This is a genomic window from Flavobacterium sp. 9AF (assembly GCF_902506265.1).
In the GTDB taxonomy this organism is placed as follows: Bacteria; Bacteroidota; Bacteroidia; order Flavobacteriales; family Flavobacteriaceae; genus Flavobacterium.
Genome location: NZ_LR733556.1, coordinates 2,598,144 through 2,613,424 on the forward strand (window position 1 = coordinate 2,598,144; position 15,281 = coordinate 2,613,424).

Genomic DNA, 15,281 nt, shown 5'->3' on the forward strand with positions numbered 1-15,281 from the left:
ATTATATATAAATCTTGGCCTATAATTTCAAAGTCAATGATAGGATTAAATCTCCCAATGCTATTAATTTTTTGTATTCTACTTCCTTTGAGATTATAAATTTCATTGTTGGTACCCAAATAAATTTGATTATTAAATATTTTAATATGACTAAAAATTATTTTTTGATTTATGAAATTAAAAAGCTTATCCTTATTATAAAACAATTTGCCATTATTTGTTATTCCCCATAATGTATCATTTTGATTGACAATTTTTTTAGCAAATACATTTTGATTATGATGTTGAATTTGTGAAATGGTATTTTCTTTATCTATGCTAAATAATCCTTTGTTTGATGCAATATAAAGTGTTTCTTTTGATGCAGAATAAACACAAGATTTTGCACGTAAATTAGTAATGATATTCTTCTTTAGTATTTCTTCATTTGCAATAGAATGTATATCCATTTTTCCTGCATAACCTGTTGCAGCAATCCCTAGAGTAGTATCATTAATTTTTGTAATTTCTTTTACAGAAGTGTAATTTCTATTAACTTTATTTTCTTTTATATTTTGTGCATAAAATCCATTACCAGTAAAAAAAATCCAATCTTTAAAAGTTTTAAAGTCGAGATATAAGATGTGATTATTTTCGCCCGTATCAAAAAATAATTCTGTTTTTAAATCGAGAGAATGTGCATATATTTTTCCACTATTTGTACCAGTATATATTTTTTTGTCTTTATTAGAAATACTTGAAAATTCGTCATTTTCTAAATAAAATTCGTGACTTGACAAGTCCTTTATTACATACATGCCATTAGTAGGTGATCCTATCCAAATAAAATTATTTGAATCATTAGTATAACTTGAAACATTTTTTCCTTCTAAAAAATGGGAATTTTGTAATGGTTTCATTTGATAATCAAATCGGTAAATTCCATTTTTTGTAAAACACCAAATTTCATTAGGAAGTAAATACACATTTTGTAAAGTTTCTGGTAAATCCAAAAAGGATTGGGTATGTATTCCTAAATTATCTAAAATTATAAATGGCGTTTTTGGCGTACTACGATCTGCAAATGCAATATAACGATCATTTGAAAATGTAATTAAGGATTTAAAATTTCTGTTGAGATTGCAAACCTTTTCTATTTTTTTTTGAGTAAGATGGTAACGGTAAACCACTTGGTTTCCATAATACAACCATTCGTCTATAAGGTGACAAAAAACAAAATTATTTCCTTTTATAAGGAGATTTTGCTTTAATGAAGTTAAATCAATTTGAACTATACCGTTATCAATTACTCTAAAAAGGAACTTAGAATTCAAACTGTACGATTTAAAACCAGAACTTTCCTTCGAATGTAATTGTTTTAAGCTGTCATTTTCAACATAAAAAAAATATCCATCAAAAGATTGATACCATATTCTCCCCAACTTATCTTCTTTAATGTAAGAACCAGACTTTGAAAGATTAGAAGAATTATCAAAGACTTGAAATGATTTACCATTAAAGCGTAATAAACCTATTTCTGAAGTACTCCAAATATATCCTTTTGAATCTTTATAAATGTCGTATATGTTTTCGGAAGGTAAGCCATATTGATGGTTTATATTTTCAAAAAAAACTCCTTGTGCATACATAGTGGCACCAAGCAATAAATTGATAAAATTGAAAATAAACCTTTTCATATATATGATTTATGCAAATGTAATTCATAAAGTTAATTTTAAAAGTGAATTTCACAAACTGAAATTCACCTTTCACCTTATTTACAACATGTTTTTTTCTGATAAACTAACAATTTTGCTCCATTAAGTAATATAAAGTAAATTAAATATGAACGTAAAAGCATTTTTAGCCTTTGTGCTATTAGGAAGTTGTTTGCAAACAAATGCTCAATTGGGTGATTTTGTAAAAAATAAAATAAGCAAAAAAAAGGATAAAACAGAGAATTCTTCTGATTCTAAAGAATCTAAATCCGATTCTAAAATTAAAAAAAGCAAAAGTCCTTTAACGGTTCAAGTTCAAGAAGCGTTAGAGAATTTTAATTACGACGGAACTTTAACGGTAAAAAATGAAGATTGGACCAAGAATGAAGAAGTAAAAGATGCTAAAAAGATTTCAGGATATTACTATATATATTCACCAGTTTTTAATACGGTTGAAAAAGTATTTGTTCGTTGGAACGATTACACATACAAAAGTGAATCAAGGACCTTTCCTGGTATGAATGTGGTAACTTCTATTTGGACAAAAGAAAGCGCGGATAAATCATATATGCGTTACGATTTGTATCCTTACGAAAATAACTTATTAAGTGCTCACGGATTATTGTATCAAATAACACCAGGAAAAATTTTAAGTCCAGAACAAGATATGTTTGTTTTGAATTATCCAAGAAATATGCGCGATGATAAAGGTTGGATTAAAGATAATTATGATTTAAACACGCAAGAACCTTATCCTGATAGTAGAGTATCGAATAGTTATGATATATCTAATGAAGTAAATGGGTTTTTAAAAGAGCCTAAAAAAACATTATTGATTTTAGTTAAAGATATAAAACAATTAGAAGGTTTAACAGGTAAAAAGTTGATAGAAACAATTGAGAAAAAATACATTCCAAAAGAATATTTTTCTATGGCTGCTGCTGCAAGAGCTGGTAATCAAGCGAAACCAAAAGGAACAACTTCTGGTGAATTTTTTACTTCTAAGGAATGGTATACTACTGCTAAATCTGGAATGACAAATGATTTATCAGCTGGAAAAACAATTAAATATGGTTATGCTCCAAATGCAGGTTGGTTTACAACCGTTCATGCCATTACAGGAGTGCCTTTGTATCAATCAGCTACCTATTGGTTTGTGGTAGAGCGTTCTCCAGAAGCTATGAAAAAGGATGTAAGAGGAAAGTATTATTTAATAGGAGCTAATTTAAGAAGAAAATATAATGGTTCAGGGTATGATAAGCCTTATTACAATGGATTTTCTTTTGCAGATCAAGATTTAACCGATGCAGAATTTGCAGAATTTAAAAAAATAGCTGTGAAATAAGTTTTAAGTGTTAATCGAAAAAGCCTGTAATTTTTTACAGGTTTTTTTGTTTCACAAACTCAAAAGAGGGTTTCACCTTATTCAAAATAAAATACAAATATGAATAGGAGAAATTTGTACTCAAAATAAGAATATTATGAAGAAAATTTTACTTTTTTTAGTGTTGACTAGCTTAAATGTAGTAGCACAAACGCCTATTTATCAATACTCATTCAACGGTACTTTAAATGAAGCAACAAACATTACTGGAGCCGAATTTTATTCGCAAAATTCAACAATAGGAGCAACTTATCTTACCGATCGTCATGGTACAGCAAATGGTGCGCTTGCAAAAGTAGGTAATACGCATAATTATAGAGCTACCTTGCCTGCATTACCAGTAGGAACTTCTCCCAGAACAGTTTCTGTATGGGTAAAATACAACCACATTATCTCTACTAATCATACTTTTGGATTGTTTTTTTATGGAACTGAGAATCCAGGAAGAGGATTTGGTTTGCAACAAAGAAAAAATTATATGATTTCTTATTCATACGGTTATGACTATTCATCAGCGACCAATGAAAGAAATTATATTAAATTGTCTACAGATCCACTAGACGGGTGGTATCATTATGTAATGACATTTGATGGAACTACTGTTAAAACGTATAGAAATGGTAAATTAGTAATTGATACCGTTACTTCAGGTTGGACGACACTGTCAAATCTTTTTTATTTAGGAAAGCATTGTGCAAGTATGAATCAATATGATACTTATTTGTTTGATGATTTGAAAATATATGATGTAGCTTTAACTGAAACACAAGTATTAAACAATTATATTCAGGAAAGTCCTTTAAATACTAATGATTTAGTGGCTTATTTTCCTTTTGAATCATCATTAAATTCACACGATAATGCACATAGTTTTACAAATATTCCTAGTATTCCTATTGGTGGAGATTATAATGGTGGTTATAGAGGGTCTGCACTTACATTAACTGGTGGTTTTGTAAACCAAACCTTAGATCAAGTAATTAATGATGATAATTTTACGGTTGCATTTTGGCAAAAAAGGGATGTTACCTTAACTAATTCTTATGAAACAAGTATCGAGTTGTTTAATTCTATGTATGTAAGACAGCGTTTTTATGGCGGTACACCAAAAGACAATTTTGGGTTGTTTTATAATTTTGGAAGCTCTAGCGGAGGTTCAGATTTAGAGGATTATGCTTTTTATGCTCAAGAAGACGGTTGGAATCATCATGCATTGGTTTTTAAAAATGTAGGAGGAACAAGAAGATTAACGTATTATATTAATGGCGATTATGCAGGAATACTTTATTTAGGTGCTGGTGATGTTTTGAATAAAATTTCGGATCAAATTTATTTAGGAACCGGTTTTGATAACCCTGCAAATGGTATGCCGATGTCTTCTAAAACAGCTGCAATAACTATGGACGAACTTTATTTTTTTAATAGAGCTTTAACGCAACAAGAAATTTTAGGATTGAAGTATCAAGCACCAGCTGCTTTATCTAGTGCAACATTTGAATCGGAAAATGTTATGTTGTATCCGAATCCAGTTGATAATCAATTTGATGTAAAATTAAATAATGAGCAACTTAAGAAATTAACGGTTACTGATTTAACAGGTAAAAAAGTGTTTGAATCAAATCGAGTTAACAATAATATTTCTCATTTGAATGCAGGAATGTATCTTGTAATTATAGAAACTGCATCTGGAAAAATTACGACAAGTAAGTTGTTGAAAAAATAAGAATAGTAATCTAAAATAGAAAGGCGATTAAATATAATTTAGTCGCCTTTTTTAATTTTAAACAATTATTTATTTTGTTTCTTAGACTCATCTAAAGAAGTAATGCTTTCTTCTTTTTGAATGTCTATAGGGTTAACTACATTTCCAATAAAACTAGCCGTGTGATAACCTTTTGAATCTGTATAAACTACTTCAATCGAAAAAACACCTAAAGCTGTTGGTTCTACAATTAATAAATTTTCATCATTTTTTCCAATTATTTTCAAACTTCCTAAATTCTTCTTGTTTTTAATTTGAGTTAGATTGGTATTCACACTCCATTCATAAGTATCTAATTTTTCAAAAGTATTTACTGAAAACGTTGTGGGTTGTCCTAAAATAACTGTAAAATAGCCATTAATACTTCCATTATTTGATTGAGAAAATCCTGCTAGACAGAATCCAATTACTAAGGACATAGAAAAGATTAGTTTTTTCATATTTTGAGGCTTTGTTTGTTCCATTAAGGTCTTGAACATTTATGCGACCTAATGCATTTTTAATAATTATTTTTATTGTTTTTTAACATTAAAATTGCATTTTGTTTTATAAATGTAATAATATATTTTTGATTTTTTAACATATTTTTTTATTTTAATAAGATTAAGTGTTGTTTTTTGACGACAAATGGTTGTTTATAACTCGCTTAGGCATTGTTTTTTCTGCGCTTCTTATGTGAATAAAAAAAAACGACCTCTAAAAAATCAGAGGTCGTTCAATACAAGAAAATTATTTATAGTTGTTTGTTAAGTTGATGCGTTTTTTATTTTAATTTCTTTTTTTCTTTTACTAAAGTTATTTGGTTTTGATTAGAAATCATTTCTGTAGGACTAACCACATTTCCCATAAATGTAGCCGTATGATACCCTTTTTCATCTATATAGGCTAAATGTATTGAAAATGAACCAACGGCTGTGGGCTCTATAGTTAGTGTTTTTTGTGTATCTGTTCCAATAATTTTTAAGCTACCTATGGTCTGATTTTCAGTGGAAGTTAAATGATTGTTTATATCCCAATCATAACAATTTTCACATTGTGCATTTGGCGTGGCTGTAAAAGTGGTAGGTTGTCCTAAGATAATTGTAAAATACCCAGTAATCGTTCCGTCATTACATTGAGAGTAACCATAAAAGCAAAATCCAATTGCTAAAAAGAATGATAAAGTAAAGTTTTTCATAGTTTGGGTTGTTTCTGTTCCATAGGTCTTGAACGTTAAATTGACCTCATATTGTAAAGTGTATGAACACTATTAATTAGAATATGTAATCATTTTTTAATTAATAAAGTAAAAATAAAAACTATGATTAAAAAAAGTTTACAAGATTTTTGCCGATTTTGTTAAACTTTGTTTTGGGTGTTATCTTTATACATGTAATGTTTTAAAAAGCTTTTTTTGTAGTTATTTCCTAGTTAAAATGGAATAAAAATAATTTGCTAATGACTTTAAATGTTTTAAATCGAATAAGAGGTAATTTATTATTCTTATATGTTTTCTTGATTGTATTATCTTTGTAATAATGTTTTAATTATGACTAAAGTTTATTTTGATAATGCGGCTACAACAGCATTAAGAGAAGAAGTAATACATGAAATGGTTTCTGTATTAAATGAAAATTTTGGCAATCCATCTTCAACTCATAGTTTTGGTAGGAGTGCAAAAAGTGTTCTAGAATCATCTAGAAAAATAATAGCTAAGCAAATGAATGCTACAGCTTCAGAAATTATTTTTACTTCTGGTGCAACAGAAGCTACCAACTGGATTTTAAGAAGTGCAGTAAAAGATTTAGGTATAAAACAAATTATTACTTCTAAAATAGAACATCATGCTACTTTATATACGATTTTAGCCTTAGAAAAAGAATATGGTATTAAAATTAATTATTTGCCAATTTTAGATGATGGAAGTATTGATCTATCTATATTAAATGAGTCGATTGAATATGGAAGTCAAACCCTTGTTTCTTTGGTGCATGTAAATAACGAAACAGGTGAGATTTTATCTATTGACGAGGTGGGTAAAATTTGTAAAGAAAAGAAAGCTTATTTTCATTGTGATGCTGTGCAATCTATAGGTAAGTTTGTATTAGATATGAATTTATTAAATATCGATTTTATGGTAGCTACTGCGCATAAATTTCATGGGCCGAAAGGAGTAGGGTTTGCTTACATCAAAAAAAATACCATTTTGCAACCTATGATATATGGAGGTGAGCAAGAAAAAGGTTTTAGAGCGGGTACTGAAGCAGTACATCAAATTGTAGCTATGGCAAAGGCACTTGAATTGGCTTATTTGAATTTAGAAAAGGAGCAAAACTATATTGAAAATTTAAAAAAATATTGTTCCGAAACCTTAAAAGAAACATTCCCAGGTATAAAAATTATTGGTAATCACACTTTTTATAATATAATAAATGTTGTATTACCATTTGATTCTTCGAAAACCTCAATGTTACTTTTTTTATTAGATATGAAAGGAATAGCAGTTTCTAGAGGAAGTGCTTGTCAAAGTGGTAGTAATAAGCCTTCTCATGTTTTAGCTGAATTTCTAAGTTCAGAAGATCAATTAAAACCTAACATACGAATTTCTTTTAGCCATTTTAATACTAAAGAGGAAATAGATTATCTAGTTAGTGTATTGAAAGAAATTTGATTAAAAAAGAAGCTGTCCAAAAAGTCTTATTTTTGTCATTCTGAATTTATTTAACTCCGTTGAATCCTCGATTTCGGAAACTAAAAATGGTAATAATCAGTGTTTTAAAGAAGCTGAAACAAGTTCAGCTTGACAAGATTGTATTTTTATGGACAGCCTCTTTTTTGAATTTTAATATAAGCTTGGATATTTATTAGGGTTAGCTTCGTTCATAATAGCATATATCTTTTCATAAATATCTTCCGCACTTGGTTTCGAAAAATAATCACCATCAGTACCATATGCAGGTCTGTGAGCTTGAGCAGAAAGTGTTTGAGGCTGGCTGTCTAAATGATAGAACCCTTTTTGAGTTTCAAGTATTTCTTGCAAAATGTAAGCGCTAGCTCCACCAGGTACATCTTCGTCAACTACTAATAATCTATTTGTTTTTGCTACACTTTTCACAATGTCATGATGAATGTCAAATGGAAGTAAAGATTGTATATCTATAATTTCGACATCAATACCTACTTCGAATAGTTCTTTAGCTGCTTGTTCTACTAGGCGTAATGTGGAACCATAAGAAACTACAGTAATATCTTTACCTTCTTTAATTGTTTCAGTTACACCTATAGGTGTTTTAAATTCTCCAATATTAGTTGGTTTTTTTTCTTTTAAACGGTAACCATTTAGACATTCAATTAATAATGCCGGTTCATCTGTTTCTAATAAAGTGTTGTAAAATCCAGCTGCTTTAGTCATGTTTCTAGGAACTAAAACATGCATTCCTCTAACAGCATTAATAATCATTCCCATTGGAGAACCAGCATGCCAAATACCTTCTAAACGATGACCACGAGTTCTAACGATTAATGGTGCTTTTTGTTTGCCGTGTGTTCTGTATTGAAGTGTAGCCAAATCATCACTCATGATTTGTAATGCATATAATAAATAGTCTAAATACTGAATCTCTGCAATAGGACGCAAACCTCTCATGGCTAAACCAATACCTTGGCCTAAAATGGTAGCTTCTCTAATTCCTGTATCAGAAACTCTTAATTCACCATATTTTTCCTGCATGCCTTCTAAACCTTGATTTACGTCACCAATATTACCCGAATCTTCTCCAAAGATTAATGTTTCAGGGTATTTAGAAAAAATATAATCAAAATTGTCTCTTAAAATTAAACGCGCATCTACTTCTTCACTTGTTTCATCATAAGTAGGCAACACTTCTTTAACATTATGAACATTATAGGAAGATTGCGAATATAAATGAGAGCTGAATTTGGGTTGAATAACTTTTAAATATTCTGAAATCCAGTTTCCAAGGATACTCTTTGTTTGTTCCGAATTAATTAGACGAAGTACTTTTCTAGCTGTTGTTAAAATATCTTTTCTAATGGGTTCTTTAATAGAAGCTAAATCATTAGCATGTTTTTCAATAAAAACTTTATTTACGCTTGTTTTAGCAATTTTTTGGATAATTTCAACTAATTCCTGTAACTCTTTTTTGATGGGGTCATTATAGGCTGCCCAAGCCGCCTTTTTGCCTTCTAGAACTTCTCTTTTACAAGCCGAATTGATATCATTTATTTCTTCTTCTGTAGCAATATTATTGCTAATCATCCAAAGTTTCATTTGTTCGATACAATCAAATTCTTTTTCCCAATCTAAACGTTCTTTATTTTTGTATCTTTCATGACTTCCAGAGGTAGAATGCCCTTGAGGTTGTGTTAATTCATCTACATGTATTAAAACAGGTACGTGCTCCTCTCTTGCAATTTTTGCAGCTTTTTCATAAATGTCTATTAATGCAGGATAATCCCAACCTTTTACACGCAAAATTTCGTATCCCTTATTTTCGTCATCTCTTTGAAATCCTTTCAGAATTTCAGAAATATTTTCTTTTGTAGTTTGATGTTTCGCATGAACCGAAATTCCGTATTCATCATCCCAAACACTCATTACCATGGGTACTTGTAATACTCCAGCGGCATTTATAGTTTCAAAAAATAAACCTTCAGAGGTTGATGCGTTTCCTATAGTTCCCCATGCTATTTCATTTCCATTTATAGAAAATTGATTATGATTTTCTAACTCTTTTACATTTCTAAAAATTTTAGATGCTTGAGCTAGTCCTAATAAACGAGGCATTTGACCAGCAGTTGGAGAAATATCGGCACTAGAATTTTTTTGTTGTGTAAGGTTTTTCCAATTTCCATTATCATCTACACTATGGGTAGCAAAATGCCCACCCATTTGTCGTCCTGCACTCATTGGGTCAAAACGGATATCGGTATGCCCATATAATCCAGCAAAAAACTGTTCAATAGTTAATTCATTAATAGCCATCATAAAAGTCTGATCACGATAATATCCTGATCTAAAGTCGCCATTCTTAAAAGATTTAGCCATAGCTAATTGTGGAACTTCTTTTCCATCTCCAAAGATACCAAACTTGGCTTTCCCAGTAAGAACTTCTCTTCTCCCTAATAAACTACATTCTCTACTTATAACAGCCGTTTTGTAGTCTCTAAGTACTTCAGTTTTAAAATCTTGAAATGATAAAGTTTCTTTTATGACAGAATTACTCATAATATTAATTTAGATGTTGCCACAAATATAGTTAAACACGACGTAAAAAGCAATAGTGTTAAATTTAAAATATTAATAATTATTATAAATACATGTAAATTAATATAAATACTATATTTATTTGTTGATATATTGTTGTTTTGTTGAAAAAAGTTTAAAAAAATAAGAAAATAGCATTAAAACCATTTTCTAGTAAACAAAGAAACTAATGTTCTTGGACTAATAGTGATAATAAATCTAATTTTTTGCTGATAATTTTTATCATTTAGTTCAAAACCATTCGAAGATTGAACAGGTAGAAACAACTCAAAATAATCAGGTACAAGATTTAAATGGATTCCAGAATCATAGCGAAATTTTGTAGGTTCAAAATGATTTTTCAATAATCCGGCATCACCATATACTTGTATCCAATTCCAAACATTTAGTGAAGCATTAAGGGTTGTCATCCAATTATTTGCATATCGCGTATCTAATTTTGACTTAAATCCTCCTTCTGAATATACGAATTGTTGACTAAAAAGGCCAGTAGATTCACTCCTTCCTAATAAATTCGTTTGAAACGTTAGATCTACGGGTTTATCTAAACCAAAACTGTATGAATTTGTATCATTTTTATTAGAATAAATAAATTTACCTGCAAATAAGCGCAAACTAATTTGTCGATTATTTTCAAATAATTTTCTATAATTTATAACTGAAGTAACATTTCCAAAAGAGTTTGAAATTTGTACTTGATTCGATAGGTTAAACACTTTAGTAATTTCTGATTGTGAATTTGTATAAGAAGCACTAAAGACAGCAAATCGAGAAGCTTCTGTATTTACTTTTAATCCTTGAGTTGCTTCTTTATCTATAAATAATTCTCTAATTGTTATGTTTTCGGATTTATTGGTTCTTAGATTTTTGTCTCTAAAAATAAATTGAACTGTTGGAGATATTCGGGTATATTTAGCATCTGGGGCATAATGAGATTGATTGCCACTAATTCCATACAAAATTCGATATAATTTACTATCATCTCTTACATAGTCATCTACAGCTACTGAAAAGTTACCTATAATTTTTCCTGTATTGGTAGAATAAAAAGGAGCTACACTAAAAGTAAAAGGTTTGTTGAGTATCGATTTATTATTAAAACGGATACCAAAAGCAACACCATCGTATAAATTAAATTCAAATTCAGGTACATAGAACAACTGATTATAATTTGGCTCTTCAAGATCTTTATAAAAATTAAATTTTAAAGGTCTGTGATTAAAAAAGAATCCTTTTAATGATTTCCAATTGTTTCTTAAATTATATTCAGGAACTTCATTAAAATAGTTTAAGACTAATTTTGTAGCATCATTTCTTTTAATAGTAAAAGTGCTATCCGTTTTGATATTTTCTATCCAATTTTTTTCTATTATTGAATCATTTTTTAATTTATATAAGGAAATAGGAACATCAGTATGCGTTTTATTTTTAATTGTTAAAGTAATGATTTCATCATCTTTAGAAATTTTAGTAATCTTAAAATCGATTAAATCTCTACTTTTTATTATAGAATTAAAAAACCAATTAATATCCTTTTTTGTATTATTTTTTAAGATTATTTCAAAGTCAAGCGCGCTGGTTTCAATAAGTTGATTTAAAGTGATAAATTCTTTAATTGAATTTTCAACAATGTGATTGCCTAAATACTCATTTAAGTAATTTATACTTAAGCCTGCTTTGTATTTGTTAGCTATTTGCTCATTAAATTTAATCAATTCATCTTTAGATTCATTTAGAGGTTGGTCTAGATTTTTTCTAGCCATAAGCATATACAAATAATTATACTGTTGATTAAAATCTAAATTTATAAAGTGATATGATTTTAAGAGTTTTATTTTGGCTAAATTACCTGTCATTTTTGTATCAGGGTGAAATTCTTCGATGTATTTCATCATGATAAAAACTTGAAAAGCATCTAAAACCCATTGATCTTTCCTTGGATTTATTAATAAATTATCTTTTAAAAATGCATTAGTATATGTTTTAAGAAACATGAGTTCAAACATAAACTCGTTTGAAAAAGGACTTAAAAATGAAGGCAATTGATTCAAACCATAAAAAGGTTGACGGCTGTAGTCTTCTTTAGAAACCAAGAGTTTTTTTGTAGCAGTGCTACCTGTCTTTTCTGTTACGAAATGAGTAATTTTATCAATCAATAATGCTTTTCTGACGTCATCAATTTTTGTTTCAATATTAGTAACTACTTCTGTTAAATCGTTTTTGTAATATGTAAACTCATTTATTGGATTGATGCTTATGGTAAAATCGGTTTTATTGTGTCCGTAAAAAGTATGACTATCTAATTCATTAGTAACACTCGCAGTTTTTTCGAGAATTAGATCTGAAACAATAAACACATTTTTAGTAGCTTCTAATGTAACTTTATAATCTGTAGGAGCATTTGAAATGTCGTCTAAATTTTCATTACTATAAATAATAAATTGTCTGTTTTCAAATCGAGCAGGAGATAGAAACCAATTTTTTAAATAGATATTTCCATCATTATCATACCCATATTTTGTAAACTTTTCATGAGGAATTTTTACTTTATAGAATAAGGAAAGTTTTACAGAAGTATTAGGCTTTAAAGGCTCGTTTAATTCCAAAAGGATTACATCAAGATTATTTTTAGCTCTTGTCCAATTTATATTTTTAAATTCTGAATCTTTTGCATTGATAATTTGGGTATAACCTCTCTCATTTTCTTTTGCTAAATGAAATGCTCTGGTATATTCATCAGAAAAACGTTTGCCTAAGGGAGAATTTTTATCTGAAAAGGCATTGTTCCAATCATTAAGAGCAATTGTATTAAGAATGGTGTTACTTGTATTGTTATAAATTAATTCATGTTGCACCAAAATGGTTTTGTCTTCATGATTCAATCTTGCTGTAATAACAGAATTATGCTGTGAAAAGCATAAATAGGGAAACAAAAAAAATAATAAATTCTTAATTTTCAAGTTTGTTTTTAATTAAAAGATTACAATTTTACTAAAAAGTTGCGTCATTTTGTAGGTTTTACCCTTAAAATCGCTTTATATTTTCATTAAAGTAGTTTAATGTTAATAAAATCAACGCTTTATCATAAAGGAAGTAAATCTTAATACCTACATTTGTAAAAAAAAAAGAAAATATGATGCCCCAAAAATTACATCTATTACTAGCTCTTTTTTGTATTTCATTTTGTTCTTCACAAATTGTTATCAATGAAATTGATGCAGATAATCCTGGTTCTGACCAATTAGAATTTGTTGAATTAAAATCAAGTTCACCAAACTTTTCTTTAGACGGTTATGTTTTAGTTTTTTTTAATGAAACCAATTCTTCGAGTTATTTTACTATTGATTTAGATGGTTACACTACCGATATTAACGGAATAGTTCATTTTGGGAATAGTGCTGTTAATCCTGCACCAATGGGTGTTTTCTATAATGGAGCGATTCAAAATGGTCCAGATGTAGTAGCTCTTTATCAAGCTGATGCTTCCGATTTTCCTTTTGATGCTGCTACATCGACAGGAACTTTGGCTACGACAACGAATCTGATAGATGGGTTAGCTTACACCAATTCAACGAGTCAACCGGTTAACTTAATGTCAATTCTTGGAATCACATTATGCACAAGAGAATCTACATCTACTTCAGTACAACGAAAAAACGATGGTACTTATGAAGCAAAACCTCCTACACCAGGTGTGAATAATGATGGTACTGGTGTGGTAATAAATTATGTTACTGTTTCCATTCCTCAAACTTCTTATATTGAAGGAGAAAGTTTTATAATTACTTTTTCGACAGACACACCCGTTCAAGACCAACAATTAGTCTTTAATTACACTTTAGTAAATGGTAATTTTATGGTTAATGATTATACGTCAGTTAATCAGACAGTTTCTATTCCTGTAGGAGAAACATCTGCACAACGTTCTGTAACAATATACGATGATATAACGGACGAAGGGGATGAGGAAATGTTAATTCAAGTACAGTCACTTCCTTTTGGTTACGCTTCAGCTAATAATAATGTTATTGTAAGGGTTTATGATAATGATTATGTAATACAAACTTATGGAACACCATTAAATCCAACTTATGGTTTTGTAACTCCTACCACTCCGGCAGGTTATTATGACAACTTAGAAGGGGTTTCAGGAGCAAATTTAAAACAAGCATTGCAAAATATAATAGCGAACTATAGTGTAGTACATGCTCATAATTACGGTGATATTGAATATATTTTAAAAGAAGCCGATAAAAATCCTTTAAACTCTAACCAAGTTTGGCAAATGTATGTTGAAAGTCCGAGAGCTATTCTGGATTATCAAACGGGATCAAGTAATATTGGTGTTTGGAATAGAGAACATATTTTTCCACAGTCAAGAGGAGGATTTTCAGATGGGACTTCCTCTTCAGCAGATGGAATAAATGTTTGGTTACCTACTAATGCCAATGATATTTTAGCAGGACATGGTGATGCACATCATATAAGAGCAGAAGACGGTGCGGAAAATTCAACCAGAAGTAATAGAGATTATGGAGTAGATTATAATGGTCCATCAGGAAACCAAGGAAGTTGGCATGGAGATGTGGCTAGAGCTTTATTTTATATGGCAGTTCGTTATAACGGATTAAACTTAGTGAATGGTAATCCAGCTGATAATATTGTAGGACAAATGGGCGATTTAGCTACTTTATTAACTTGGAATTCACAAGATCCACCTGATGATTTTGAAATGCATCGAAACAATTACATCTACACTTGGCAATTGAATAGAAATCCGTTTATCGACTATCCTCAGTTGGCCAATTATATATTTGGTGCTAATTTTGGACAACCATGGTCTTTTACCTTGTCTAATGAAAATTTTGAAACGAATCAAGTTAAAGTGTATCCTAATCCAACAACTAATTATTTGATTTTTTCGGGTGTAAAAGGTCAAGCAATTGCTGAAATAATCAATTTATCAGGTCAAGTGGTTGTTAAACATCAATTCGACAAAGAATCACGTTTGGAAATTGATTTGCCATCTGGTATATACTTAGTTACAGTATCGGATCAAGATTCTAAAGTACACAAGAAAATTGTGGTAAGATAAAACTACTCTTCTTTTAAAAATACAAAGAGGCAGCCCAAAAAGTCAACAAAGGTGTTATTCTGAATTTATTTTAGAAT

The 15,281-nt window shown here is 29.5% G+C and carries 9 protein-coding genes; 4 read left to right on the plus strand and 5 right to left on the minus strand.

All coding sequences use genetic code 11. From position 1 onward, the window contains the following. A partial coding sequence (locus tag HALO113_RS11900) for a two-component regulator propeller domain-containing protein (RefSeq protein WP_159779222.1) occupies nucleotides 1-1,676 on the minus strand: 1,676 nt, incomplete at its 3' end. A gap of 148 nt (nucleotides 1,677-1,824) precedes the next feature. Between HALO113_RS11900 and HALO113_RS11905 the strand changes: the two genes are divergently transcribed. Beyond that, nucleotides 1,825-3,042 (plus strand): hypothetical protein, encoded by a 1,218-nt coding sequence (locus HALO113_RS11905; protein ID WP_159779223.1) that lies wholly within the window; start codon nucleotides 1,825-1,827, stop codon nucleotides 3,040-3,042. A gap of 136 nt (nucleotides 3,043-3,178) precedes the next feature. After that, complete coding sequence (locus HALO113_RS11910) at nucleotides 3,179-4,804, plus strand: LamG-like jellyroll fold domain-containing protein (protein ID WP_159779224.1); 1,626 nt, start codon at nucleotides 3,179-3,181, stop codon at nucleotides 4,802-4,804. 65 nt (nucleotides 4,805-4,869) lie between these two features. On the opposite strand, the gene HALO113_RS11915 is transcribed toward HALO113_RS11910, so the two are convergent. Both HALO113_RS11915 and HALO113_RS11920 read right to left on the minus strand, forming a co-directional pair. Further along, nucleotides 4,870-5,283 (minus strand): hypothetical protein, encoded by a 414-nt coding sequence (locus tag HALO113_RS11915; RefSeq protein WP_159779225.1) that lies wholly within the window; start codon nucleotides 5,281-5,283, stop codon nucleotides 4,870-4,872. A gap of 323 nt (nucleotides 5,284-5,606) precedes the next feature. Continuing rightward, on the minus strand, nucleotides 5,607-6,020 hold the full coding sequence (locus HALO113_RS11920) for a hypothetical protein (RefSeq protein WP_159779226.1): 414 nt from the start codon (nucleotides 6,018-6,020) through the stop codon (nucleotides 5,607-5,609). A gap of 351 nt (nucleotides 6,021-6,371) precedes the next feature. Here HALO113_RS11920 and HALO113_RS11925 point away from each other — a divergent pair, with 351 nt between their 5' ends. Next, on the plus strand, nucleotides 6,372-7,493 hold the full coding sequence (locus HALO113_RS11925) for a cysteine desulfurase family protein (RefSeq protein WP_159779227.1): 1,122 nt from the start codon (nucleotides 6,372-6,374) through the stop codon (nucleotides 7,491-7,493). Nucleotides 7,494-7,664: 171 nt separating this feature from the next. Here HALO113_RS11925 and HALO113_RS11930 read toward each other — a convergent pair whose 3' ends face one another. Beyond that, nucleotides 7,665-10,070: a thiamine pyrophosphate-dependent enzyme gene (locus HALO113_RS11930; protein ID WP_159779228.1), complete on the minus strand. Its 2,406-nt coding sequence runs from the start codon at nucleotides 10,068-10,070 to the stop codon at nucleotides 7,665-7,667. A 176-nt stretch (nucleotides 10,071-10,246) separates the two neighbouring features. Beyond that, nucleotides 10,247-13,069: an aminopeptidase gene (locus HALO113_RS11935; protein WP_370519370.1), complete on the minus strand. Its 2,823-nt coding sequence runs from the start codon at nucleotides 13,067-13,069 to the stop codon at nucleotides 10,247-10,249. Nucleotides 13,070-13,242: 173 nt separating this feature from the next. Between HALO113_RS11935 and HALO113_RS11940 the strand changes: the two genes are divergently transcribed. Next, complete coding sequence (locus HALO113_RS11940; RefSeq protein WP_236554671.1) at nucleotides 13,243-15,204, plus strand: endonuclease; 1,962 nt, start codon at nucleotides 13,243-13,245, stop codon at nucleotides 15,202-15,204. Nucleotides 15,205-15,281: the final 77 nt, after the last annotated feature.

Coding starts and splice junctions, on each gene's coding strand:
- HALO113_RS11915 (WP_159779225.1), bottom strand. CDS start 5,283: ATGAAAAAACTAATCTTTTCTATGTCCTTAGTAATTGGATTCTGTCTA.
- HALO113_RS11905 (WP_159779223.1), top strand. CDS start 1,825: ATGAACGTAAAAGCATTTTTAGCCTTTGTGCTATTAGGAAGTTGTTTG.
- HALO113_RS11910 (WP_159779224.1), top strand. CDS start 3,179: ATGAAGAAAATTTTACTTTTTTTAGTGTTGACTAGCTTAAATGTAGTA.
- HALO113_RS11925 (WP_159779227.1), top strand. CDS start 6,372: ATGACTAAAGTTTATTTTGATAATGCGGCTACAACAGCATTAAGAGAA.
- HALO113_RS11920 (WP_159779226.1), bottom strand. CDS start 6,020: ATGAAAAACTTTACTTTATCATTCTTTTTAGCAATTGGATTTTGCTTT.
- HALO113_RS11930 (WP_159779228.1), bottom strand. CDS start 10,070: ATGAGTAATTCTGTCATAAAAGAAACTTTATCATTTCAAGATTTTAAA.
- HALO113_RS11940 (WP_236554671.1), top strand. CDS start 13,243: ATGATGCCCCAAAAATTACATCTATTACTAGCTCTTTTTTGTATTTCA.